This window comes from Nitritalea sp., from assembly GCF_054166705.1.
Genome location: NZ_JBSZCV010000009.1, coordinates 36,008 through 58,434, shown reverse-complemented (window position 1 = coordinate 58,434; position 22,427 = coordinate 36,008). Strand labels below are relative to the sequence as shown.

Sequence of the window (22,427 nt, the reverse complement as noted above, 5' to 3'; positions counted from 1 at the left end):
GAAAGGTTAAGAGAAAAAAAAGGGGGAGAACACCATGGTGTAACTCCCCCTTTTATTCGGAAATATTCTTACTTCTTCTTTCTGGGTGCTGCACGTTTTTTTGCGGGGGCTTTTTTCGCCGCTGTCCCGGAAGCATCTCCTTCAGCAGTCTTTTTCACTGCCGTAGATCGTTTACCTCCTTTTTTCTCAGGCTGCGTTTCTATGATTTCGATTACCTCAGCATAGGTCAGGTTTTCTGCTTCTACATCTTTAGGGATTTTGAAATTGTTTTTCCCAAATTTGATATAAGGCCCCCATCTACCGTTTAACAGTTGGATTTCAGGGTTCTCCTCGAAGGTTTTGATGTATTTTTTCGCATCTGCCTCGCGCTTGGCTTGAATCAGACCTATCGCCTCTGCTTCCGTAATACTCAGCGGATCATACTCCCGACCTAAAGAAACGAATTTCCCGTCATGGCGTATATATGGCCCAAAACGCCCGATAGCCGCCACGATCTTTTTGTCTTCAAACATGCCCACGTCGCGTGGTAGTTTAAATAGCTCTAATGCCTCTTCCAGGGTAATACTTTCGATAAACTGGCCTTTCTGCAGACTCGCGAACTGCTTGTTTTCATCCTCTTGGTCTCCTATTTGGGCCAGCGGCCCAAATTTACCTAAACGAACAATCACGACTTTCCCCGATTTCGGATCCACGCCAAGTTCCCGAGCGGAATTTACATCTGCACGCTCCACATGCGCGGCATCCTCTACTTTAGAGTGAAATGCCCCGTAGAACTTTTCTAGCATATCCTCCCACTGCTGACCGCCGTGGGCGATGTCATCAAACTCCTTCTCTACTTTAGCCGTGAAAGAATAGTCGATCACCGTCGGGAAGTGTGCCACTAAGAAATCATTCACGACCATGGCGATATTCGTAGGGAAGAGTTTATTTTTATCTGCGCCTGTAATTTCAGTTTTCTTCTGCTCTACAAAAGTATCGTCCTGAACCAGCATTTCCACGTATTCCCGCACCGTTCCTTCACGCGCTTCTTTTACCACGTAGTTCCGCTTTTGGATCGTAGATATCGTAGGAGCGTAGGTAGAAGGTCGGCCGATGCCCATTTCCTCTAATTTTTTCACCAGAGAGGCTTCCGTGTAACGTGCTGGTGGTCTGCTGAAGGTCTGTCGCCCCTTTAGCTGAATGGGCAGCAGCGCTTGCCCGATACTCAGCGGGGGCAGTAATCCTTTCTGGCCCTGCTCATCGTCTTCTGGCTCATCATCGGTACTCTCTAAATACACCTTTAAAAAGCCCTCAAAAGTAATCACTTCGCCATTAGCTTGCAGCTTTTGGTCTAAAGAGGAAATGCCTATTGTCACCTGTGTCTTTTCTAGGATGGCGTCGGCCATTTGGCTTGCTATGGCACGTTTCCAGATCAATTCATACAAACGCATTTCATTGCGCTCGCCACTTATCTGATGGCGATTAAAGTCGGTAGGGCGAATGGCTTCGTGTGCCTCTTGCGCCCCCTCCGATTTCGTGGAATGTTTACGTTCCTTATGAAATTCAGCTCCGTAAGCACGCGTGATTTCCTGCTTGGCAGCCGCACGCGCATCGTCGGATAAATTGACACTATCCGTCCGCATATAGGTTATATGCCCCGCCTCGTAAAGTCGCTGTGCCACGGACATGGTTTGTGCTACAGAAAAACTCAGCTTCCTACTCGCTTCCTGCTGCAGAGTAGATGTGGTAAAAGGAGCCGCAGGGGTTTTTTTGCCAGGCTTTTTCTCTAAGTTATCTATGGAAAAATCCGCACCTATACAGGCTTTTAAGAATGCTTCCGCCTCCTCGCGTGTTTCCAGTTTTTTGGGAAGCTCAGCTTGCAGCACCTTTCCATCTACATCGAACTGTGCCGTGATCCGGTAGCTGGAGACAGACTTAAACTTCTCTATCTCCCGCTCACGCTCTACCGTCAGTCGAACTGCCACAGACTGTACTCTTCCTGCCGAAAGCCCCGCCTTCACCTTTTTCCAAAGCACCGGAGAAAGCTCGAAGCCCACAAGCCGGTCTAAAATTCTTCTTGCCTGCTGCGCATTAACCAGGTCGATGTCGATGGTACGTGGATTTTCGATGGCCTTCGTTATCGCCTTCTTCGTGATTTCACGAAAAACAATGCGCTTCGTCTGCTCGTCTTTTAAATTTAGAACTTCTTTTAAATGCCAAGAAATGGCCTCTCCCTCACGGTCATCATCACTCGCTAGGTAAATCGTTTCCGCTTCCTTAGCTAACTTCTTTAACTGCTTGATGACTTCCTTTTTATCAGGGGTGACCTCATAAGTAGGTTTAAACTTATTCTTGATATCGATGGCCGCATTTCCTTTCGGCAAGTCCCGCACATGCCCATAACTAGAAGTTACCTTGAAATCTTTGCCTAGATAACCCTCTATGGTTTTGGCCTTTGCCGGTGACTCGACTATTACTAAATTTTTTGACATAGTATCCTTCCACTCCAATTTCTGGCGAAAAACCGCCTTAAAAGCCCTAAAAATAGAGCTACTAATACTCTATTCCAAATAATTCTTTAACTCTAATTTTTCAAGGGAGGATTTATTCTACATGAAAAATGCGTATTTTTCCCCCACTTTGCATCCGCCTACTAACCTGTAGGGATAAAAATGTAACGATATGAAGACACTTTTGGTTTTAAGACACGGCGAAGCGGCCCCTCTTCCCGCGAGTCAGGACGAGCAGCGCCCCCTCAGCCCGGCAGGCATTCGCCAGCTTCATGCGCTGAAGTGTGCCTCTGGTAGCTGGCAGCAGCCTATCCAAGAAGTTCACGGCAGCACAGCCATACGTGTACAACAAACCGCTGAGATCGTCTCCCAGCATTTTCGAACTCCTCCGCCTCTTTATACCGATGTCAGCCTTTACCTCGCTCCACCGGAGAGACTCCTTCAGTATATCACCTCTTGGCCGAAAAAGCTGCAGCACGTGCTGCTCATTGGACATAATCCCGGCCTTAGCCAACTTGTCCATACGCTTACAGGGCATCGACTACACTTGGAAACAGGCATGCTGCTTCACTTAGAGATTCCTTTAGATGACTGGTCCGCCATTACACGGTCCTGTGCCCACCTAAAAGGAACTTGGCATCACGTGTAATGCGCTGAAAACCAAGGACGCAAATTTCGTGGTAGCTTACAGCGAAAACCATTCTTTTCTAAAACACGTTTACTTATTTACACGATAGTTTAACTTATGTCAGAGAAACACGAACAAATTTCTAATTTTGACCCAAACGGGGTAGGGACTAAAGACGCACTTTTTGGTCTCCCATTTAATACAGACACAGCCGAACTAATTATAATCCCGGTGCCCTGGGAGGTTACCGTTTCCTACAGCCCAGGAACAGCAGAAGGGCCCGCGGCGATTTTGGCCGCATCCCCCCAGCTGGATCTCTTCCAAGACGATATTAAGGATGCTTGGAAGATGGGTGTTTATATGCTTCCCATCCCGGAAGAGTTTAAAAATAAAAGCGATAACTACCGCATCCTGGCGGCCAATTACATCAACTGGCTCGAAGAGGGAGCACCAGACTATGACGCAGAGCGTTTTGCGGCTGTGCCGGACTTAATAAATACAGCCTGTAAAGAAATGAACGAATGGGTTTATGCACAGGCAGCGCACTACCGTGCAAAGGGTAAACTCGTCGCTCTTCTAGGTGGAGACCACTCTACTCCCTACGGACTCATTAAGGCAGTAGCGGAAACGCATACTAATTTCGGCATTCTGCAAATCGATGCTCATGCGGACTTACGTGTCGCTTACGAAGATTTCGAATTTTCTCATGCTTCCATCTTATATAATGTTCTGAAATTCCCCGAAATCAGTAAAATCGTCCAAGTGGGTATTCGAGATTACTGTGAAGCGGAGGCCATCATGGCCAAAGAAAATAATCGCATCACCACCTTCTATGACAAACAAATTCAAGAAGCTGCTTTCGAAGGTAAGGCGTGGAGGATCATCTGTGATGAAATCATCTCTCAGCTTCCGGAAGAAGTGTATGTGACGATTGATATCGATGGTTTAGATCCGAAACTATGCCCGAATACCGGTACGCCTGTTCCTGGTGGCTTAGAGCTTGAGCAAATGCTCTATCTGATGAAACAGCTGGTTCGTGCAGGTAAAAAAATTATTGGATTTGATTTAGTGGAAGTCGCACCAGGACCTGGAGAAGACCAGTGGGACGGAAATGTAGGTGCACGCGTGCTTTACAGGATGGCTAATCTTTACGGTGCTAGCCAAGGGAAATTGAGACTAAAATAGCTTGTACTATCTCGGGTGCGGAGCATGCAGCTCCTAGTTACCTTCCCCTCTTCGAAAACAAAAAGTCCTAGCGCAGCAGCTAAGACTTTTTGTTTTTTAATTTCATTTCCTTACGACTTTGTACTCGGGTGAAGCACGTAGATCCAAATCTCCGAACGGATCCGTAGCAAGAGAAATATTTTTGAGACAGGACGATTTATTCTGCCTTGGCAGTTTCTACAATTTCGTTTAATTCGCTGTTACTTAGACTGTTGTCTTTAGCGTAAAAGGCTAAAAAGCTGGCCACTGAGCCATCGAAGTATCCTTTTAGTAAATTATCGATCGTAAACGTACGGTAAGCATCTTTAGAAATAATAGGATAATACTCATGGGATTTTCCATACGCCTTATGGGCTACGAAACCTTTTCGCTCCAATATCCGAATGATAGTGGATACTGTGTTGTAAGCGGGCTTTGGTTCAGTCATTTTTTCTAACAAGTCCTTCACGAACCCCTTTTCGATACTCCAAAGGATTTGCATCACCTGCTCCTCTGCTCGTGTTAATTCTCTCATAAGTGTTTAAGTTTAAATTTGCATCCAACTTATTCATTTAGTTTTTTAAATGCAAATGAAGGGGGGTAAACTTCAACCTGTAAACCAATAGGGTTTGTCTGAAAATAAATTAAAATGTTGAAAATCAGATATTTACAAACAAAGGTTTTATGAAAAAAGAACGAATAATTTTCTTGCCAATCTTTAAAAAGTGCAGGTAATACCGATAGGATCGTGGTATTTTAAAAAAAATGACCAACGATTATTCTTTCGAATCGTACCGTTGGTCACTAGCTAAAATTTCATAAACAACTAAAAGAATTTTTTACGGAATCTATGCCGTTCTCAGTTTAATAATTCCGCTAAAATGCAGAAGCTTTACAATCGGATAGGTAGGATCGAACTCGTACCACTTTACCGCAAAATTCGGGCGGTTCGGTAGCTTGTGATGGTTATTTTGAAATAACTCTCCTAACATCAAAACATCTAGTAACAAGCTGTTTTTGGACTTGTCATTATTATCAAAGTTCGCATAGCCATACTTATGACCGGACCAGTTGACGATCGCTCCGTGTACCGGACCCATTAAGAAGTGAAGTGGTAACAAAAAGTACATCCACCAGTGGGTTCCTGCAAGCTCAAATACAGAAATACTTAACACGTAAATGGCTACGTACACCAGACCCCAACCTACGCGCGAGGACATGCGGTCAGCGAATAGGTCGAAGGCATGCCAATCGGGAACGTCTTTTGAAAAACGCTCTTCAGGCTTTAAACGGAAGCTAAAGTAGTCGTTGTAAATATTTTTTGTCTTCCACATCATCGTAAACAGATTTTCTGTGTGATGCGGGCTGTGCGGGTCCTTCGGGGTATCACTGTAAGCATGATGCATGCGATGCAATACCGCATAGGCACGAGGCGATAGGTAGGAGCTCCCCTGAGAAATCCATGTAAAGACATAGAAGAAGCGCTCCCAAAACTTGTTCATCGTGAACATCTGATGCGCTGCATACCGGTGAAGAAAGAAGCTTTGGCAAAACAAACTGAAGTACCAATGCAAGAGAAATAAAACGATTAAAATCACTTGGGTAATTATTTTGTTGATGAATTGATGTAAAGATACGGCGAAACCCTTACTTTTAAGAAGTCAAAACGTATTTTCTTTAAAAAACGAAAGTAATTTCACTTAAGCGAACACGAAAGGCCACGCTCATGAACCGAACGACAAAAGAAGCATTAGGAATTTTAGCACAACTCGCCCTTGGGGGCGTCTCCATCGTCATCACCAGCTACCTACTCCCAGGTGTGCTCGTGGCGGATCTCTGGACAGCGATTATCGTCGCAGCCATGCTCGCACTCTTAAACTTAACGATCAAGCCCCTGCTCATCTTCCTCACCATTCCCATTACCATTTTAACACTCGGATTATTTTTACTTGCCATAAACGCTATCCTTATTTTGATCGCAGCAGAAATTATTCAGGGCTTTCAAGTGAATAGCTTCTGGTGGGCGCTACTTTTTTCCCTCATCTTGAGCTTGATCAACAGCCTACTTGGCGTCAGCCTTGGCGAAGCCAGCCCCCCCAGAAGAAGGCCCTAAACAAATACACATCGTGTAGAAGCCTTCCGAGAAGCCACCGGAAATAAAAGAGCTCAAGGGGATAAAAGCGTCCGATCGCCTTGTCGTATGTAAATGACCGCCTCGCCCTGTTTGGATAGGGTAAGGACGGGAGAGCTGGCCTTAGAGATATGGACCACAAGTACCTGTCGCTCCGCCAGCAGCACTTCCCCCGACCATTCAGGAACGACATAAAGCGTAAAGCGTAGCGTCGGCGCGGGAGATAAAAAGGTGTCCACCGCTTTTAAAATCATATACTGCTCTTCCTCGGCGTCTATGCCTGCTATCTTGCGCTGATCATTTACACCGATCAGCAGTGTACCGCCCAGGGTGTTCGCAAAACCCGCGATGGAACGCGCTATTTTAAAGAGGTCCGTAACCCGTTGCTTAAAATCTAAATCGATGCCCTCCCTAGCCTGTAAAAGCTGCAGAAGAGGACCATGGTCCGGCTCTGGAAGTAAAACTGTCATCTCCCTAGATACAGCGATTTGGCGAAAATTGTTCGGAAGCACCGCTACTATTCCTAGCCTCAGCTTCGCAGATGACCGTCCTTTTACCTGTTAGTGTCAGTCCTTTACCTCTTTAAAGCCCTTCCTTTGCGCCCTGGCGCAAAAAAAACTGTAGAAAGACGTTTTCGTGCGAACAAAAATTAACTAGTTTCATAAAATCATAAACCAATTTCGTCGAAGTGTGTTGAACCCTTGGTAATTCGCTAATTGTGTGGTTGATATACAATTTTATGCCTACGATTTTGGTCTTATCGCAGTTCCTTGTAACTTGTAAAATAGAATAGCATCCCATTTCTTAACTTATAGCTCCTATGAAAAGCACGAATGAGGGCTTTGACCCAACCTTTATACAAAAATTTCAAGCGGCCTGTGCTGCTACAGGAAAAAATTTCCGCTTGGTAGATGAAGAAGACAACACGGAAGAGTATATGCGCTTTCAGTTTATCGGAAAATATGAAGGCAAAGATGTACTCTATGATGCGGCCCTTTACACCTTACGCCTGCACCATGCCTCAGAGGTAATCGAGCTGGCAGAGCATGAAGCCGCCAAGAAGTTTAAAAACTTTTCCTCCATTCGCTACGAGGAAGATGATGATGGCAACCTAAAGCCGCTTAGTCCAGAAGAGGAGGAGATCGGCTGGTTTATCACCGAGATGATTCATCAAATCGAAGACGAAGAGACCGTGAAAGTGCAGGAGTTTATCGACTTAGACACGAATCATGATCTGGGAATTGGCTTAGATGCTGCCTTAAACCGTGATTTCATTAGCGAGCAAGAGGTGGCCCATTTCGTGCAGGCCTTTAATGAGGACTCCCTTCAGTTAGATGATACTTTTTATTCCTTTCAAACAGAAGAGGACGAGGAAGAAGCCTAAGTCAGCGCTCCCTGTGCTAACATTTTAACCTAAAAACGGTTGAAAAGGATATGTTGAAAGTCGCATATTCGGAGCGCTATGCCCATCCTTTGCCCGAAGGGCATCGTTTTCCGATGGAAAAATATGAGCTCCTTCCTGAGCAACTCCTCTATGAGGGTACACTGCGTAGCCAAAATTTCTTTAGCCCCAAAGCGCTGGCGGATGATTGGATTTTAAAGGCCCATGACCTCGCCTACTATGAGCGGCTGAAGGGGCTGCGCCTTTCCAAGTCTGAGATCCGGCGCACGGGCTTTCCGCTCAGCCAAGAGCTGGTGGACCGTGAGGTACATATCATGCACGGCTCTGTGCAGGCGGCCTTGTATGCAAAGGAATTTGGCGTCGCCATGAACATTGCCGGAGGCACACACCATGCCTTTAAAGATAGGGGAGAGGGTTTCTGCCTGCTGAATGACCTCGCCATTACGGCTTTTTATCTGGTGGAAAAAAAGCTGGCTACGAAAATTCTCATCATCGACCTGGACGTGCATCAGGGGAATGGAACCGCAGCCATTTTCGCCGACGTGCCGCAGGTGTTTACGTTCAGCATGCATGGCCAGGCGAACTACCCCATGCATAAGGAAAAGTCAGACCTAGATATCGGACTGAAGGATAAAACAGATGATGCTACTTACCTGGCATTGCTCCGCGAGACACTGCCCCGCCTGATCGATGCGGAAGAGCCAGATTTCCTGCTCTATCAGTGTGGGGTCGATGTACTGGCCTCCGATAAGCTGGGGCGTCTGGGCATGAGCTTGCAGGGCTGTAAGGAAAGGGACCGCATCGTCCTGGAAACCGCTCACCGAAATCGGCTGCCCATCATGTGCTGCATGGGCGGGGGCTACTCCGAAAAGATCGCGCATATTATCGAGGCACATGCGAACACGTATCGCCTGGCTCAGGAAATTTTCTTTTAACCTTTATCTGGCCTGGAGGGCGGCACGGCATGAAGCTGGTGGGCGGCCTCCGGCCAAAGCAAACGTACCATGCATAAAATCAAAAAAAAGTGGCTCCAGCTGGCCCCTGCAGGAATAATACTTATGGGCTTCGGGCTGAGTGTGATCGGAGAGGCCACAGGAATGAAGATTCAAGGTGCAAGAGCCCTGGAATGGGTCCTCTGGGGCACGGGGGGCTTGGCGGCCTTTTTCGTAGGCCTTTCCCTCTTCGGACAGGCTGTAGTGCTGAAAGGGCAGCTCGATGCAAAAAAAAAGGAGCGACAGGACAAGTAGCTTTTAACGGAAATTAACAATTCGCCCGAAAGTGAAACTTTGTTCCTCAAATTGTTTGGTTATATTTGCGCCGATTAACCTACATTTAAAACACGTGAAGCACTTAAACAGCATTCTAGGAATCTTTGCTCTGGCAGCATTTTTATTCACCTCCTGTCAGCAGGGAGCCAACAATAGTCCGGCGGCGTCGGACGCAGGTTCTGCCTCTGCAGAAGGAGCTGAGACGGAAGTAAGTATTTCGGATTTGAAAATCGCCTACATCCTTACGGATAGCGTTATCGCCAACTATGAATTTTTTAAGAAAAAGTCTGAAGAGATCGCTGAGAAGGGCCGTCGTTTCGAAGGCGAACTGAGCAGTAGAGCACGCGGCTTCGAGCAGGAAGTGGCTAACTTCGAGCAGACCGCACAGTCTATGACGCCGAATCAGGCGCGGGCTAAGCAGGAAGATTTAGTGAAAAAAGAGCGTAACCTGATGAGCTACCGGGATAATATCATGCAGGAGCTTTCTGGTGATGAACAGAAACTCTATGCAGATGTTTATGAGCGTATCCATGAGTTTTTAGATAGCTACGCGAAGCAAAATGACTTAGAAATGATTCTTTCGAACACCCGAGGTGGGGCTGTATGGTACTCTAAAAAATCCCTAGATATCACAGACGATGTGGTAAAAGGATTAAATGAGGCTTACGCGAAAGGCAACGAATAACAGGTCTTTTTAGAAGACGAAGCCCCGAGTTGAGGAAATCAGCTCGGGGTATTTTTTTTCCTTCGGATATCTTCTATTTTTGTTCTTTAGTCGGCCAGCTGCCGACTGCACGAAAAATAAGCTATGAAAATAACAGACTTTCTAAAACACCACTTTAGACATTTTAATGCGGCGGCCCTTATCGACGCGGCAGAAGGCTATAAAACACACCTCGACGAAAATGGAAAAATGATGATCACCTTGGCCGGGGCCATGTCTTCTGCTGAGTTAGGCATTTCTTTAGCCGAAATGATCCGGCAGGATAAGGTGCACATCATTTCCTGTACTGGCGCCAATCTAGAGGAAGATGTCTTTAATCTTGTGGCCCATGATTTTTACGAGCGTATCCCGAATTACCGTGATCTTTCTCCTGAGCAGGAGCAAGACCTTCTCGAGCGCCACATGAACCGCGTTACAGATACCTGTATACCTGAGATGGAAGCCATGCGCCGTATTGAGAACGTGATTTTAGAAGAATGGGTGCGCGCAGATCAGGCTGGCGAGCGGTATTTTCCGCATGAGTTTTTCTATAAGATCTTACTTTCCGGGAAGCTAGATGAAAGTTTCCAAATCGATCCTAAAGACAGCTGGCTACTCGAAGCAGCGAAAAAAAATCTACCGATTATCGTTCCAGGATGGGAAGACTCTACACTTGGCAATATGTTTGCGGGGCACGTAATTAGCGGTGATGTAAAAAACGTGCACACGGTAAAAACAGGTATCGAATACATGATGTTTTTGGCCGACTGGTATACGGAAAATGCGAAAGAGGAATCTACTGTAGGTTTCTTCCAAATAGGAGGAGGCATAGCAGGAGATTTCCCGATCTGCGTCGTTCCGATGCTCCACCAGGACCTGCAGCGTGATAATGTGCCGCTATGGGGATATTTCTGCCAGATTTCTGACTCGACGACCTCTTACGGTTCTTATTCCGGAGCAGTTCCCAATGAGAAAATCACTTGGGGCAAGCTGGGACTGGAGACACCTAAGTTTATCATAGAGTCAGACGCGACGATCGTGGCACCCCTTATTTTTGCCATCGTTCTCGATCAGTAACGTTACGTTTCATGAAAAAATTAGTTTGGAGAGCAAGTGGCCTGATGTCACTTGCTTTTTTTTCAATGCAAGCTTCGCTCTTTGCGCAAGCGCCAGCTCCCGCCACAGCTGTAAATACGATTTACGATGAACAGCATCCTGTTCAGGCACCTGATGGGCAGCTGTATTTTACCATCGGATATCACCCGAACAACAAAGGGGGCGCCACTGATCCCGGGGATGTGTACCGCAGTGGTGGCCTCGAACAAGCGGCCGAAATGGTGGGCGATCTTTCCACCCAGGGCCTAGATGTCTTGGTCGGGTTTCCTGATGCGCAGACCGCCTACGTGTATCATGCGCGTGGGCCTCTCGGCCAAGGGGTGCATCGCTATCTGAAAAGCGGGAGCAACTGGAACCTGGTAGGGATGTTGAAAATGGGTAATTTCCGAAACAACAGCAATCATTTTAGTGGACGGCTGCTCGCTGATGGCAAAACCATTTTGATGGCGATGAATTCTTTTGGATCCTTTGGCAATGATGATTTGTATGTCAGCACGCAGATGGAAGGAGACAACTGGACTTCGCCGGTGAACCTGGGACCTGTGGTCAATACCTTTGCAGAGGAGCAGTCACCGTTTTACGATGAAAAAAATGGCATCTTGTATTTTAGCTCCAACCAGGCAGATAGCCGTGGGGGAAAAGAGGTTTTCTATGCCGTGCGTCAAGGAGAGGACTGGACCAGCTGGAGTCGCCCGAAGCCTTTTGAGATTCCAGGACGCTTCGGTCGTCAGACGGGATTTATGCTTCTAAATACGGAGGACTTTAGTGGCATCGTGGTCCAAACTTCTAATTCAAATGCTTTCGGGGATTTTTATACGTTTCGTCTGGGCACGGACAGAGCGGAGGCCTTAGTGGCAGAAGCTGCTGCCATCCGTAGGGGTGCACCTGTGCAGCAGGCCGATGCTACCACCCGTGTATCCGAGGAGCAGGAAAGTACAGGGAGTCGCGCAGAAGCAGAGGCGCGTAGAAGACAAGAGGTTTTGACCAGGGGTCAAAACCAATCTGTGCAGGAAGCAGCAAGTACAAGCCGTGAGCGAGAGTCACTAGCGGCGGCAGCCCAGCAGGAGCAAGAGCTTCGTACACAGGCAGCAGCAGTAGAAGAAGCCCGCAAGCGAGAGGCTGAACAGCTGGCAAGGCGCGAGGAAGCTGAGCGTGTAGCGCGCGCCGAGCGCGCTGCTCAGGCAGAAGCTGCGAGAGAGGCAGAAGCAGCACGAGCGGCAGAAGCGCTACGCAATCAGGCAAGTACTTCTACTCCGAGTACGGAGAGCGCAACAGCCGCTACAGGTAAGGCGGAATCAGGCTTTAAAAATGCTGTCGGTGAGCAGATTCAGCCCGTACGTGTCACTGTCGTAGCGCACGACACGGAGGAAGCGCTAAACCACAGCTTGATTTTCAGTAATGAGCGCGGCGTGCGCAAAGAAATTTCTGGTCAGTCTGCCTACATGCAAACCCGTGCGGAGCGCATGGACTGGAAGACTATCGCCGTGCGTGCGAGTGGTTATGTGCCGCAGTATTTTGCGGTAGAAGAATGGGTGGCCTTAGATGGGCAACAAGTTAGTCTGTTACCTGCACGCGTAGGGACGAGCTTGGTTCTGAGTAAGATTAATTTCAACAGGGGGACAGCGGATTTTGCAGACGCCACGTCGATTGAAGTGTTAGATGAGCTCGTCCGCTTGTTGCAAGAGGACAAAAGCCTAAAAGTTCGTTTGGAAGGCCATACAGATAATGTAGGGGACCCTGGGCTAAACAAAGAATTAAGTTTGCAGCGTGCTTCGAAAATTCGGGGTTATTTGACCCTAAATGGAGTCGCCTTTGAGCGCGTGCGTATCGCGGGTTTTGGAGGAACACGTCCAGTGGAAAATGCAGCCACGGAGGAAGCGCGTGAGCGAAATAGGCGTGTAGAAATGTATTTAATCCAGTAAGTCATGTTTAGTTATAATCCAGAGAAGGTATATCCGAAGGTAACCGAAAGTCGAGTTGTCATCCGTTTTCAGGACTGTGATCCCTTACGTCACTTAAATAATGCGAAGTACTTTGATTATTTTTTTAATGCACGAGAGGATCAGGTGCCGAAGCTCTATGGAGTGGAGATGATCGACATGATTCAGAAGTACCAGGCCGCGTGGGTGGTGTATAACCATAACATCAGCTATGTGCGTCCTGCCCGGGTAGGGGAGTGGGTGCGTATTCACAGCAGGGTGTTATGGTATAATGCGCACACCGTGGTGCTGGAGTACTTTATGACCGACGACAGTGGGAAGGAGCTAAAAAATGTGCTTTGGACTACGATGCGCTATGTAACTTTAAAGGAAGGCAGAACGACGGAGCACAGTGGAGAGGTAGTGGACTTCCTAAAGGCCACTTCGCTACAGCTGGACATACAGGGAATGTCTATCGGCGAACGAGTAAAGGTGTTGAAGCAGGCCCTGCTGGCAGAAAAGCCGTAACAGCCAATCAATACCCCAGAGGACGACAAGAGTCGTCCTCTTTCATTTTTAAGTACATGATAGCAGATCGTCTACCTTAGACTACTCACATTAACTTTTTAGGCACACAATTGGGTAGAGAAGGTTTTTATCCTTCTAAAAGCTGAAGCCTGTTGCTAGGCGGTAAAAGGACTCATTTCCTACATACAGGTCAGTGCCAAAGGTAAAGCGGACGAATGCATCCCCTTTTGGATTTTTAAACTGCAGGTAGGCTCCTAACCATTGTAATTCAGTGGAGCTACTGGATACGGCTGATCCGCCCGTATTTATTAAATGTTCATAATGAGCCCCGAACGAAAAAAAGTCGGTGGCCTTAAAGCCATAATTTGCCAAATAGTGTAAGTAGGATAGGGTAGTGCCTCCCGAGGGAGCTTCATTACGCAGGGGCGCGTAGTACCAAAGGCTAGCTTCTCCTTCTGTTTTCGGTTTTTTAAAAGTTATGCTCACACTTGGTACGATTCCATCTCCCAGAATACCAGCGCCATCCGCACCTTTCGAAAGTAAACTTCCTCCCAATATACCTAGTTGCGGGCTAATATAAATACCGTCTGCGACCTTAAGACCGACACCTACGCCAAATTCGGTCCAGTTACCCCAGGCGGCTCCCTCACCACCAGCCCACATGATCCCATAAAAAGTGAAGTTTAAGTTCTCATGGAGCTTGTAGGATCCTGAAAAATAAGGGTAGAAACCCCAAAACTGATCTGAAAATAGCGTAATATCGAGACTAAATCGATCTTCCTCAGTGGTGTTTTGTTGCGCAAAGCAAGTGGGATGTCCTGCCCATAGAGAGCACAGCACCAAAAGTACCGTACCTAAGTGAATGTGTAAAAGCCTGTTTAGCATTATTTTAAAGCTATTTAGAAAAAAGAGTAGATTCATTTTTCTCCCAAAAGAGCGCAAAATTAACTTAGAAACGAGAAGTATGGTTAGAAAAAAAGGTTTTTTAAAAAAATTACATCCGGAGATTAATCTTACATGGATAATCTTGACTTGTTTATTCTCGTAGAAAGGTTAATTTTGGATACTAAAAGAAAGTAAAATCTTTTTTCGAGAGTTAAAATCCCCATCTATGTCTCTTTTTTTTTCTTTCTCCAAGGGTTTGGTGTTCTGTGGGCTTTTCTTTTTCACTGTCAGTAAAAAAGCCAGTGCGCAGCAGCAGGAAGGGCATTCCCAGGTACAATTCTTTTATCAGGAGGGAAAGGAAGCTGTTCCTATTTCCTTTTTGCCCGTGTATAATCAACTGGGGGAGGTGGAAGCGCTGGCGGACGAAACGGGTACGGCGCTGCTGCCTGTCGGCAAATCCTTTCACATCAAGAGTTTGTTTTACCGCGATACGCTCTTTCAGGTGCCAGATGCTCGCTCTTTGACCTTTTTTTTACAAAGAGAAGACCTACCTTTAGACGCTGTACATGTACATTTCTTCGCAGAAGCGGCAGACCACGTGCAAGCGCTGAGTAAGTCCATGCAGAAGGAGTATCTCCAAGCTCCCCATCTAGGGACTTTTAAGGGTTATTTTCTCGTCAAACAGAAAAGCCAGGTGATCGACTTTTTCGAAGCTTCGGGACTATCCTTACTTTCCGGGAATATCGACTGGAAGCCTTGGGATTTCTCCATTAATGATGGGACAGGTAGTGCTTATAGTCACTTTGTTCCTTTGGAACAAAGACGAAGTTTTCACTGGACGCTAGCCGGGGATACCCTTCCGAGTAAATTCATTGACCCGGACAATCGGAACAATACGTACGTGATTTCCCCCTTTTATGCGCGAGAAATCTACAGAGCCTTAGAAGTTTCTGGCCCTTTAAATGAAAAAAGTATTCCCTATTATGCTTTTAAATATGGTGCTGAAGGAGAAGAGAACGTGATCTATTTTACGATAAGAGAAAGGTATAGGGCGGATGAAAAGCTCCCCATCTTTTTGGTGGGTGAGGGCAAAATTTATCCAAGTAGCAGCGGGGACCGTGTAGAAAAGGTGAGCTTTTCCTTTTCAAGTTATCGGTATATCAACTTTGAACTGGGCAGAACACTGCGCAACAGAGAAATAAGTGGGCAGCTGGAAGTAAACTATGGCCATAAGGAAAATGTAATTTACCCGCAGGAGATTAGCTTGGAGGCCAAGTTCTTTGGACAGCTAAACCTAGGGCGTCCAAGGCCTTTTGAAGCTGGCCAAGAGGTAAGTATTTCTGAAAAAATACATCTTGGGGGCTTTACGCCTCTCGAAAATGAGGAAGCCAAGGTTATGCCTGCTGCTATGAAATATATAGGACTGGAAAGCATGGTGGCGTATTCACCCACTTATTGGCGGCAGTCTTCCACTCTCTCTCGGGAGCAGTTTCACAAGGTTGCAGCGGACCTAGGCAAGCAGCTTCCTCTTGAGAAGCAGTTTCAGGTGAATGGAGGAAAAAGATTGCACCCTTTTCCGCAGCCAGAGGAAGGACGTGGGCGCAATAAAAAAAGTAAGGAGGTAGATTTTAGGGTGCAGTATTTGGCCTATTTAGAAAAAACAATGCCTCTCTTGCGTCAGCTTTGGGCAGATGCCCCAAAAGAAGATAAGGCTCCGTAGTATTTTTTGCTCGCTCAAGTTATCCAGTCATTTTTGAAAACGAGTGAAAAAGAGCGTATAGAGATCGCACTTCGCACACCAATCACGATTCAAGAAAAAGCTTCCAAGGAAGAGGCAAATCAATTAAAAGCCACCCTGGAAGCTGTTGGAGCCACTGTTGATTTGAAGTAAGGGCTATTTTCCTAATGAAGTTAAAAATCAGGCGACATTTTATCAAATGTCGCCTGATTTTTAACGTACATTTTGTACCCGCTCCTGTTCGATAGCGAACAGCGACTAGCGGGAAGAAATCGGGCTATTTCGAAATAAAAATTTATTTTTTACTTTTTTTCTACTTTTTAAGTAGTCTCTTGATCTTCTTCTCGGCGTCCTTACGCCAACCTACTGTCTCAAAAAGGGACAAATGTCCAGCTGTTTGTTTCATTTTTATCCAGTTTAGCACCATTGTTTTTTTATTAGGGCTGTGCCAAAAAATTTAGCTAAAAGTTGCTGCTTTCGCCAGCAGTTCTGCTGCTCTCCTTGGCCAGAGATTCGCATAAAGCTTAATCAAACGAAGCAATTGCAAACATTTCTCAAATAAAAAACAAGAAAACGATGAAAACTTCTCTTTCCACACTCGCCTTACTTCTTTCTATGGCCATGAGCCCATTAGCAGCAAGCACTTCTCTGCCCATCGCCCACGAAAAAAACGATGCTGAAAAAAATGCTAAAATGGAACGCTTTTTGGAAGCTCATACGCATGTTCATTGTTCGGTCGACCGACTTTATGTTCAAGCAGATGCAGCACTTGGTGCTATTAAAGTAGAAATACTCAGTACCTCCGGACAGTCCATGGTCAGGCGTCATATTCGAAAAAATGCGAGCGGAATCCTACAGCCTTTTCGTTTCGCCGATAGCAAAGACCAAGCCGCACAAGTGCGCATCACCCATCTCGAAAGTGGCGCAGAGGCCCTCTATCCGATCGTTTTTAAAACGACTCCACAAAAAGAGGCTGTGCAGGCAAAGGTTGAACTAACAGATTACGCTCAGTTTCAGATAGCCATCGCCTCTGCAGGCGCGGTACAGGTCGAGCTGTTCCATGCAGATGGTCGGCTGCTCCATAAAGAGTTGGTATTAGAGGGGGATGACCGAGAGCGTCGTTTTCGCGTGAAGGGAAGTCGTTTACGTGGACATCAGCTCATTCTAACTCAGGAAGGTAAAACAAGCTTTTACCACACCTTTTAAATAGGCGATTGCCAACTGTTGAAAAGCTCGAGAATCCATTTTTCTTGGGCTTTTCCTTTTTCTCTAAATTATATGAATGGTTGGTTAGATGTGAGAAGATTTTAGAATTTTGTTAAACCGTGTACTTCACACGTTTTTCACTAAAGATAACGCACATACAATGACACGATTAACACTTAGAGGGTATTTTTTACTCGCTTGCTGTATGCTGAGCAGTCTGGCTTTTGCCCAAGAGAAGGTAGAGCTGGATGCCGTGTACAAAATTAAAAATGAGGGCAAAAACAACTCTCAGGTAGAAGATTTAAGCTTTCACCTCACGGATTTTCTTGGCCCGCGTCTTTCGGGTTCTACCAACTTGCGCAATGCACGCGAGTGGACGGCTGAGAAATTTAAGGAGTGGGGTTTACAAAACGTTCGCATCGATAGTTATGGGGAGTTTGGCCGTGGCTGGGATGTAAAAAAGTCCTATATCGCGATGAAAGCGCCGTATTATGCGCAGATTATTGGCTATCCGAAAGCGTGGACAGATGGTACTGCTGGGCTTATCGACTCAGAAGTGGTGCTTGTCGAGGTAAATAAAGCCGAGGATTTAGAAAAGTACAAAGGGCAGCTGCGTGGGAAGGCTGTGATGGTGGCTCAGGCTCCTGTTTCACTGAGCCCGGGCTTTGAGCCGCAGGCGCGCAGATTTACCGATGAGCAGCTCGAAGCGCTCAAAATGGTAAACTTGGGTGTGTTCCGGGGTCGCTACACACCAGCACAGCTGGAAGCTATGCGTGCACAGCGCGCTCTAGATGCGCAGCTTGCCAATCTGCTTTTTGAAGAAGGTGTAGCCTTAAAGATTACGGGAACCAGAGGTTCTTTTGGAACCGTGTTCCATACGCGTGCAGGTTCTTTTTCTACCGACAAAAAGCCTACGCTTCCTGAAATGGAAATCGCTATGGAGCATTTCGGCCGCATGCAGCGCTTGCTGCAAAATGGTAAAGAGGTGCGCATAGAAGCAGAAATTCAGGTCGAGTGGTTGGATGATGATTATAAGGGGTATAATGTTTTGGCCGATTTCCCAGGCACTGACCGTACGCTGAAAGAAGAAATTGTAATCATCGGTGGACACTTAGACAGCTGGCATGCTGGCACTGGGGCAAATGATAATGCAGCTGGTGTGGTAGTGATGATGGAAGCGATGCGCATTTTAAAAGCCATTGGATTTCAGCCGAAAAGAACTATCCGCATCGCCCTTTGGGGAGAAGAGGAGCAGGGACTTTTCGGATCGAGAGGGTATGTAGAAAAATATGTAGCGAACCGCGCTACAAAAGAAAAGAAAGCAGAATGGGATAAAATTTCAGCTTACTACAATATAGATAACGGCTCAGGTAAACTGCGTGGCATCTACCTGGAAGGTGATGATCAGCTGGTGCCTATATTCGAAAAATGGTTTACGCCTTTCCATGAAATGGGAGCTAATACGGTGACAACGCGCAGCACCGGCTCTACTGATCATGTGGCGTTTCAGGCGGTAGGCGTTCCAGGTTTCCAGTTCATTCAGGACCCAATCGATTATGGGATTGGTTACCACACCAATATGGACCTGTATGAGCGCATGCAGATGCCGGACATGCAGCAGGCAGCCATTATCGTAGCGGCAATGGTGTATCATACAGCACAGCGAGATCAAAAATTACCACGAAAGCCTTGGTAAATCTGAGGCAATCATAAGAATTTAAAAGCTGTTTCTTCGGAAGCAGCTTTTTTTATCTACAAGGACTAGGGGATAGGTTTAGGAAATAAACGGCAGATTATTTTTTATATGTGCTTGATTCCTTATATTTATGCTCTTTAGGGCAAATCCTTGCCTTAAAATCTAGAAAAAATTCCGCAGCTATAAACCCGATGATAATGAACAGTTTTCCACGCAGCATGTATGGCGAAGAACATGAAATGTTTCGCCAGTCCGTACGGGAGTTTATCGCCCGTGAGATCATTCCGCATAATGCAGAATGGGAGAAAAATAAAATGGTATCCCGCACCTCCTGGGAAAAATTAGGAGAAAATGGCTTCCTCTGCCTACAGGCGCCGGAATCCTATGGCGGCATGGGCATCGACGATTTCCGCTATAATGCCATCTTCGTGGAGGAGCTGGGCTTAAGCGGCTGCGCAGGTCCAGCGATCGGCTACCCGCTACATAGCGATATCGTATTTCCCTATATCCTGCACTATGGAACCGAAGCCGCTAAGGCGCGCTATATCCCGGGGATGGTGCAGGGCAAGCTGATCAGCGCTGTAGCCATGACCGAGCCAGGTGCTGGGAGTGACCTCCAAAACATCCGATCCACGGCTGAGGATAAAGGGGATCACTACCTGATTAATGGATCAAAAACCTTTATCACGAATGGCTACCTCGCCGATGTGGTCGTGGTGGCAGCGAAAACAGATCCAAGCAAGGGAGCCAAGGGGATAAGCTTGTTTATCGTCGATAAGGACATGGCTGGCTTCAGTAAGGGCAAGCCGTTCGAAAAGGTGGGCTTGCATGCTCAGGATACCTGCGAGCTCTTTTTCGAAGACGTACAGGTGCCTAAGGAGAACCTGCTCGGTAAGATCGGAGAGGGCTTTAAATACCTGATGACAGAGCTCGCTCAGGAGCGCTTGATCGTGGCCTTTGCAGCGCTAGCGCTGGCAGAATTTACCTTTCATGCTACAGTGGATTATGTAAAGTCACGTCCGGCCTTCGGCAAAACAGTGGCGGATTTCCAAAATACACGCTTTAAATTAGCAGAAATGGCAGCTAAGCTAGAGCAGGCACGCATTTACTGTGACCAGCTGGTGCTTATGCACCAAAATAAGCAGGTGGACGCGGCCATGGCTTCTGCAGCGAAATATACCATGACTGAGCTGCAGTGTGAGGTGGCCGATGAATGTGTGCAGCTGCATGGTGGCTACGGCTACATGTGGGAGTATCCGGTGGCACGTGCCTATGCGGATGCACGGGTGCAGCGTATTTATGCAGGAACGAATGAAATTATGAAGGAGCTAATCGCTCGAAAAGTGTTGCAGTAGCCCGAGTGAAAGGGAAGCGGCATAGGTCTTTGGCTTGCACTTCCGCGCTTGGTGTACGATAAAAAAACCTCCAATCGGCAGATAGATGGAGGTTTTTTTGTTCCTTATACGAACGTCTTCTGTTTGTCCGTGCGCTGTAGGATAGGGATGCGCTGGAAATAATTTCTAAATCCATTTCCCATTTTTTGCGTTTATTTAAGAAAAAACGGCCCCCAGCGGCTCGGAATCGATACTTTTTCCTATATTGGAAACTGTTTACTGCTTATAAAGTGTCTAAAACCCAAAATACAGGAGGAATGGAACAATATCCGTGGTTGAAATTTTATCCCAAATCCGTCGATAAAGAAGTTGACGTTCAGGCGTATGCATCCGTTACAGCACTTTTCGAGGAGTCGGTGCGTAAGTTTGGCGCAGCTACTGCCTATGAGTGCATGGGCAAAACCATCAGCTTTCAAGAGCTGGACAGACTTTCTCGGCAGTTCGCTGCCTTTTTACAAAATGACCTGAAATTAAAAAAAGGGGCCAAAGTGGCCATACAAATGCCCAACTGTCTGCAATACCCGGTGGCCATGTTTGGGATTTTACGGGCTGGAATGGTGGTAGTGAATACAAACCCGCTCTATACGGCCTCCGAAATGAAGCATCAGTTTACAGATTCACAGGCGGACGCTATCGTGATTTTGGCCAACTTCGCCTTTAACCTAGAGAAAATCCGTAGGGACATCCCTGCTAAGCACGTGATCATCACCGAGCTTGGGGATTTGCTCGGTGGATTAAAAGGCGGTATCGTCAACTTTGTGGTGAAATACATCAAGAAGATGGTGCCTACCTATAACTTGCCCGGCGCCATTCGCTTTAAGGAGGCTTTGGCCAAGGGCCAAAACAGCAGCTTCCAGCCTACCGAGATGGGGCTACAGGATGCCGCATACCTGCAATATACCGGGGGTACCACTGGGGTGTCGAAAGGGGCAGAGCTTACGCATGGGAATATCGTAGCGAATATGCAACAGATCTCTTCTTGGATGAAGCCGAAACTGAAGGAGAAGGAAGAGATCGTTATCACGGCGTTGCCGCTGTACCACATCTTCGCCTTGACGGTCAACTGTCTCGCGATGCTCAAAATCGGTGCGCATAATGTTTTGATCACGAATCCTCGCGATATGCCGGCTTTTATTAAGGAGCTAGGCAAGCACAAATTCTCCGTTATCACGGGTGTCAATACCCTTTTTAATGGCCTGCTCAACCAAGAAAGCTTCCGCGCATTGGATTTCTCAGGCTTGAAAATTACCGTAGGTGGGGGCATGGCCGTGCAGAAAGCGACTGCTGAAAAATGGCAAGCCGTAACAGGTACGCCACTGGCTGAAGGCTATGGGCTGACCGAAACTTCTCCTGTGGCAACTTGTAATCCGATCGATGGAACGGAGCGCATCGGAACCATCGGGGTACCCTTACCGAATACGGAGGTGAAGGTGATCGATGATGCCGGAAATACCCTGGGTACAGGGGAAAAAGGAGAGCTCTGCGTGAAGGGGCCACAGGTCATGAAAGGCTATTGGAACCGTCCTGATGAGACGGAAAAGGTGATGGACGGAGATTGGTTTAAGACGGGAGATATCGCCATTATCGATGAAGATGGCTACGTGAAAATCGTCGACCGCAAGAAAGAAATGATTCTCGTTTCTGGTTTTAATGTGTATCCAAACGAAGTAGAAAATGCTCTCGCCTCCCATGAAGGGGTACTCGAGGTGGGGGTCATCGGTATGCCGGATGAAAAATCTACCGAAAAGGTAATTGCCTATGTCGTGCCCAAAGGAAATCCTACCGAAAAAGAGTTGATCGCTTTCGCAAAAGAAAATTTGACCAACTATAAAGTGCCACGTGAAATTTATTTTACGGAGGAACTGCCTAAGTCGAATGTGGGTAAGATCCTAAGAAGAAAGATTAAAGAAGCACATGAGGCGAAATTAAACGCCTAAAATTAGCTTCAGGTGGCTGTGCGCTGCCAAAATATACAAGGAGGGTCTGGTTAAGACCTTCCTTTTTTAATGCCTACACTGAACACAGGTCAATAAATCTTGAATAGTGGTCAGGCCGCATTTCAAGGCCAATCCCTATCTGCTTGTCTTTAAATTTCGTAGTATTGTACAGATAAGACTAAAC

General features: G+C 46.8%; 21 protein-coding genes. 16 read left to right on the top strand and 5 right to left on the bottom strand.

What is annotated here, in order from left to right:
• Positions 1-68 precede the first annotated feature (68 nt).
• Positions 69-2,471: a type I DNA topoisomerase gene (gene topA / locus ACXIT9_RS07925; protein ID WP_458055700.1), complete on the bottom strand. Its 2,403-nt coding sequence runs from the start codon at positions 2,469-2,471 to the stop codon at positions 69-71.
• Between the two features lie 190 nt (positions 2,472-2,661).
• Here topA and ACXIT9_RS07920 point away from each other — a divergent pair, with 190 nt between their 5' ends.
• Positions 2,662-3,138: a SixA phosphatase family protein gene (locus ACXIT9_RS07920; RefSeq protein ID WP_458055699.1), complete on the top strand. Its 477-nt coding sequence runs from the start codon at positions 2,662-2,664 to the stop codon at positions 3,136-3,138.
• 96 nt (positions 3,139-3,234) lie between these two features.
• Positions 3,235-4,302, top strand: coding sequence for an agmatinase family protein (locus ACXIT9_RS07915; RefSeq protein WP_458055698.1), 1,068 nt, complete (start codon positions 3,235-3,237; stop codon positions 4,300-4,302).
• 196 nt (positions 4,303-4,498) lie between these two features.
• On the opposite strand, the gene ACXIT9_RS07910 is transcribed toward ACXIT9_RS07915, so the two are convergent.
• A complete protein-coding gene (locus ACXIT9_RS07910) occupies positions 4,499-4,855 on the bottom strand; it encodes a BlaI/MecI/CopY family transcriptional regulator (RefSeq protein WP_458055697.1) in 357 nt (118 codons plus the stop codon).
• 313 nt (positions 4,856-5,168) lie between these two features.
• Positions 5,169-5,918 carry an acyl-CoA desaturase gene (locus ACXIT9_RS07905; protein WP_458055696.1) on the bottom strand — a complete coding sequence of 250 codons (750 nt, stop codon included), beginning with the start codon at positions 5,916-5,918 and terminating at the stop codon, positions 5,169-5,171.
• Positions 5,919-6,046: 128 nt separating this feature from the next.
• Here ACXIT9_RS07905 and ACXIT9_RS07900 point away from each other — a divergent pair, with 128 nt between their 5' ends.
• Complete coding sequence (locus tag ACXIT9_RS07900) at positions 6,047-6,433, top strand: phage holin family protein (protein ID WP_458055695.1); 387 nt, start codon at positions 6,047-6,049, stop codon at positions 6,431-6,433.
• Between the two features lie 53 nt (positions 6,434-6,486).
• On the opposite strand, the gene ACXIT9_RS07895 is transcribed toward ACXIT9_RS07900, so the two are convergent.
• Complete coding sequence (locus ACXIT9_RS07895) at positions 6,487-6,921, bottom strand: AlbA family DNA-binding domain-containing protein (protein WP_458055694.1); 435 nt, start codon at positions 6,919-6,921, stop codon at positions 6,487-6,489.
• Between the two features lie 350 nt (positions 6,922-7,271).
• Here ACXIT9_RS07895 and ACXIT9_RS07890 point away from each other — a divergent pair, with 350 nt between their 5' ends.
• From ACXIT9_RS07890 to ACXIT9_RS07860, 7 genes are all read left to right on the top strand, one after another.
• Positions 7,272-7,835 (top strand): hypothetical protein, encoded by a 564-nt coding sequence (locus tag ACXIT9_RS07890; RefSeq protein WP_458055693.1) that lies wholly within the window; start codon positions 7,272-7,274, stop codon positions 7,833-7,835.
• 50 nt (positions 7,836-7,885) lie between these two features.
• Complete coding sequence (locus ACXIT9_RS07885) at positions 7,886-8,788, top strand: histone deacetylase family protein (RefSeq protein ID WP_458055692.1); 903 nt, start codon at positions 7,886-7,888, stop codon at positions 8,786-8,788.
• 69 nt (positions 8,789-8,857) lie between these two features.
• A complete protein-coding gene (locus tag ACXIT9_RS07880) occupies positions 8,858-9,100 on the top strand; it encodes a hypothetical protein (protein WP_458055691.1) in 243 nt (80 codons plus the stop codon).
• Positions 9,101-9,194: 94 nt separating this feature from the next.
• The gene (locus tag ACXIT9_RS07875; RefSeq protein WP_458055690.1) at positions 9,195-9,806 is read left to right on the top strand and encodes an OmpH family outer membrane protein; all 612 of its coding nucleotides are present in this window, start codon (positions 9,195-9,197) and stop codon (positions 9,804-9,806) included.
• A gap of 123 nt (positions 9,807-9,929) precedes the next feature.
• Positions 9,930-10,901 (top strand): deoxyhypusine synthase family protein, encoded by a 972-nt coding sequence (locus ACXIT9_RS07870; protein WP_458055689.1) that lies wholly within the window; start codon positions 9,930-9,932, stop codon positions 10,899-10,901.
• 11 nt (positions 10,902-10,912) lie between these two features.
• Positions 10,913-12,862: an OmpA family protein gene (locus tag ACXIT9_RS07865; RefSeq protein ID WP_458055688.1), complete on the top strand. Its 1,950-nt coding sequence runs from the start codon at positions 10,913-10,915 to the stop codon at positions 12,860-12,862.
• A gap of 3 nt (positions 12,863-12,865) precedes the next feature.
• Positions 12,866-13,387 (top strand): acyl-CoA thioesterase, encoded by a 522-nt coding sequence (locus tag ACXIT9_RS07860; protein ID WP_458055687.1) that lies wholly within the window; start codon positions 12,866-12,868, stop codon positions 13,385-13,387.
• A 135-nt stretch (positions 13,388-13,522) separates the two neighbouring features.
• Here the strand turns inward: ACXIT9_RS07860 and ACXIT9_RS07855 are convergent, their stop codons facing one another.
• Entirely contained in the window at positions 13,523-14,272 is a 750-nt protein-coding gene (locus ACXIT9_RS07855; protein ID WP_458055686.1) for a DUF6733 family protein, read from the bottom strand.
• A gap of 226 nt (positions 14,273-14,498) precedes the next feature.
• Here ACXIT9_RS07855 and ACXIT9_RS07850 point away from each other — a divergent pair, with 226 nt between their 5' ends.
• From ACXIT9_RS07850 to ACXIT9_RS07825, 6 genes are all read left to right on the top strand, one after another.
• Positions 14,499-15,992 (top strand): hypothetical protein, encoded by a 1,494-nt coding sequence (locus ACXIT9_RS07850; RefSeq protein ID WP_458055685.1) that lies wholly within the window; start codon positions 14,499-14,501, stop codon positions 15,990-15,992.
• 33 nt (positions 15,993-16,025) lie between these two features.
• Positions 16,026-16,163 carry a ribosomal protein L7/L12 gene (locus tag ACXIT9_RS07845; protein WP_458055684.1) on the top strand — a complete coding sequence of 46 codons (138 nt, stop codon included), beginning with the start codon at positions 16,026-16,028 and terminating at the stop codon, positions 16,161-16,163.
• A 423-nt stretch (positions 16,164-16,586) separates the two neighbouring features.
• Entirely contained in the window at positions 16,587-17,216 is a 630-nt protein-coding gene (locus ACXIT9_RS07840) for a hypothetical protein (protein WP_458055683.1), read from the top strand.
• A gap of 160 nt (positions 17,217-17,376) precedes the next feature.
• Positions 17,377-18,912 carry a M20/M25/M40 family metallo-hydrolase gene (locus ACXIT9_RS07835; protein WP_458055682.1) on the top strand — a complete coding sequence of 512 codons (1,536 nt, stop codon included), beginning with the start codon at positions 17,377-17,379 and terminating at the stop codon, positions 18,910-18,912.
• Between the two features lie 197 nt (positions 18,913-19,109).
• Entirely contained in the window at positions 19,110-20,267 is a 1,158-nt protein-coding gene (locus ACXIT9_RS07830; RefSeq protein WP_458055681.1) for an acyl-CoA dehydrogenase family protein, read from the top strand.
• Positions 20,268-20,563: 296 nt separating this feature from the next.
• The gene (locus ACXIT9_RS07825; protein WP_458055680.1) at positions 20,564-22,243 is read left to right on the top strand and encodes an AMP-binding protein; all 1,680 of its coding nucleotides are present in this window, start codon (positions 20,564-20,566) and stop codon (positions 22,241-22,243) included.
• Positions 22,244-22,427 lie beyond the last annotated feature (184 nt).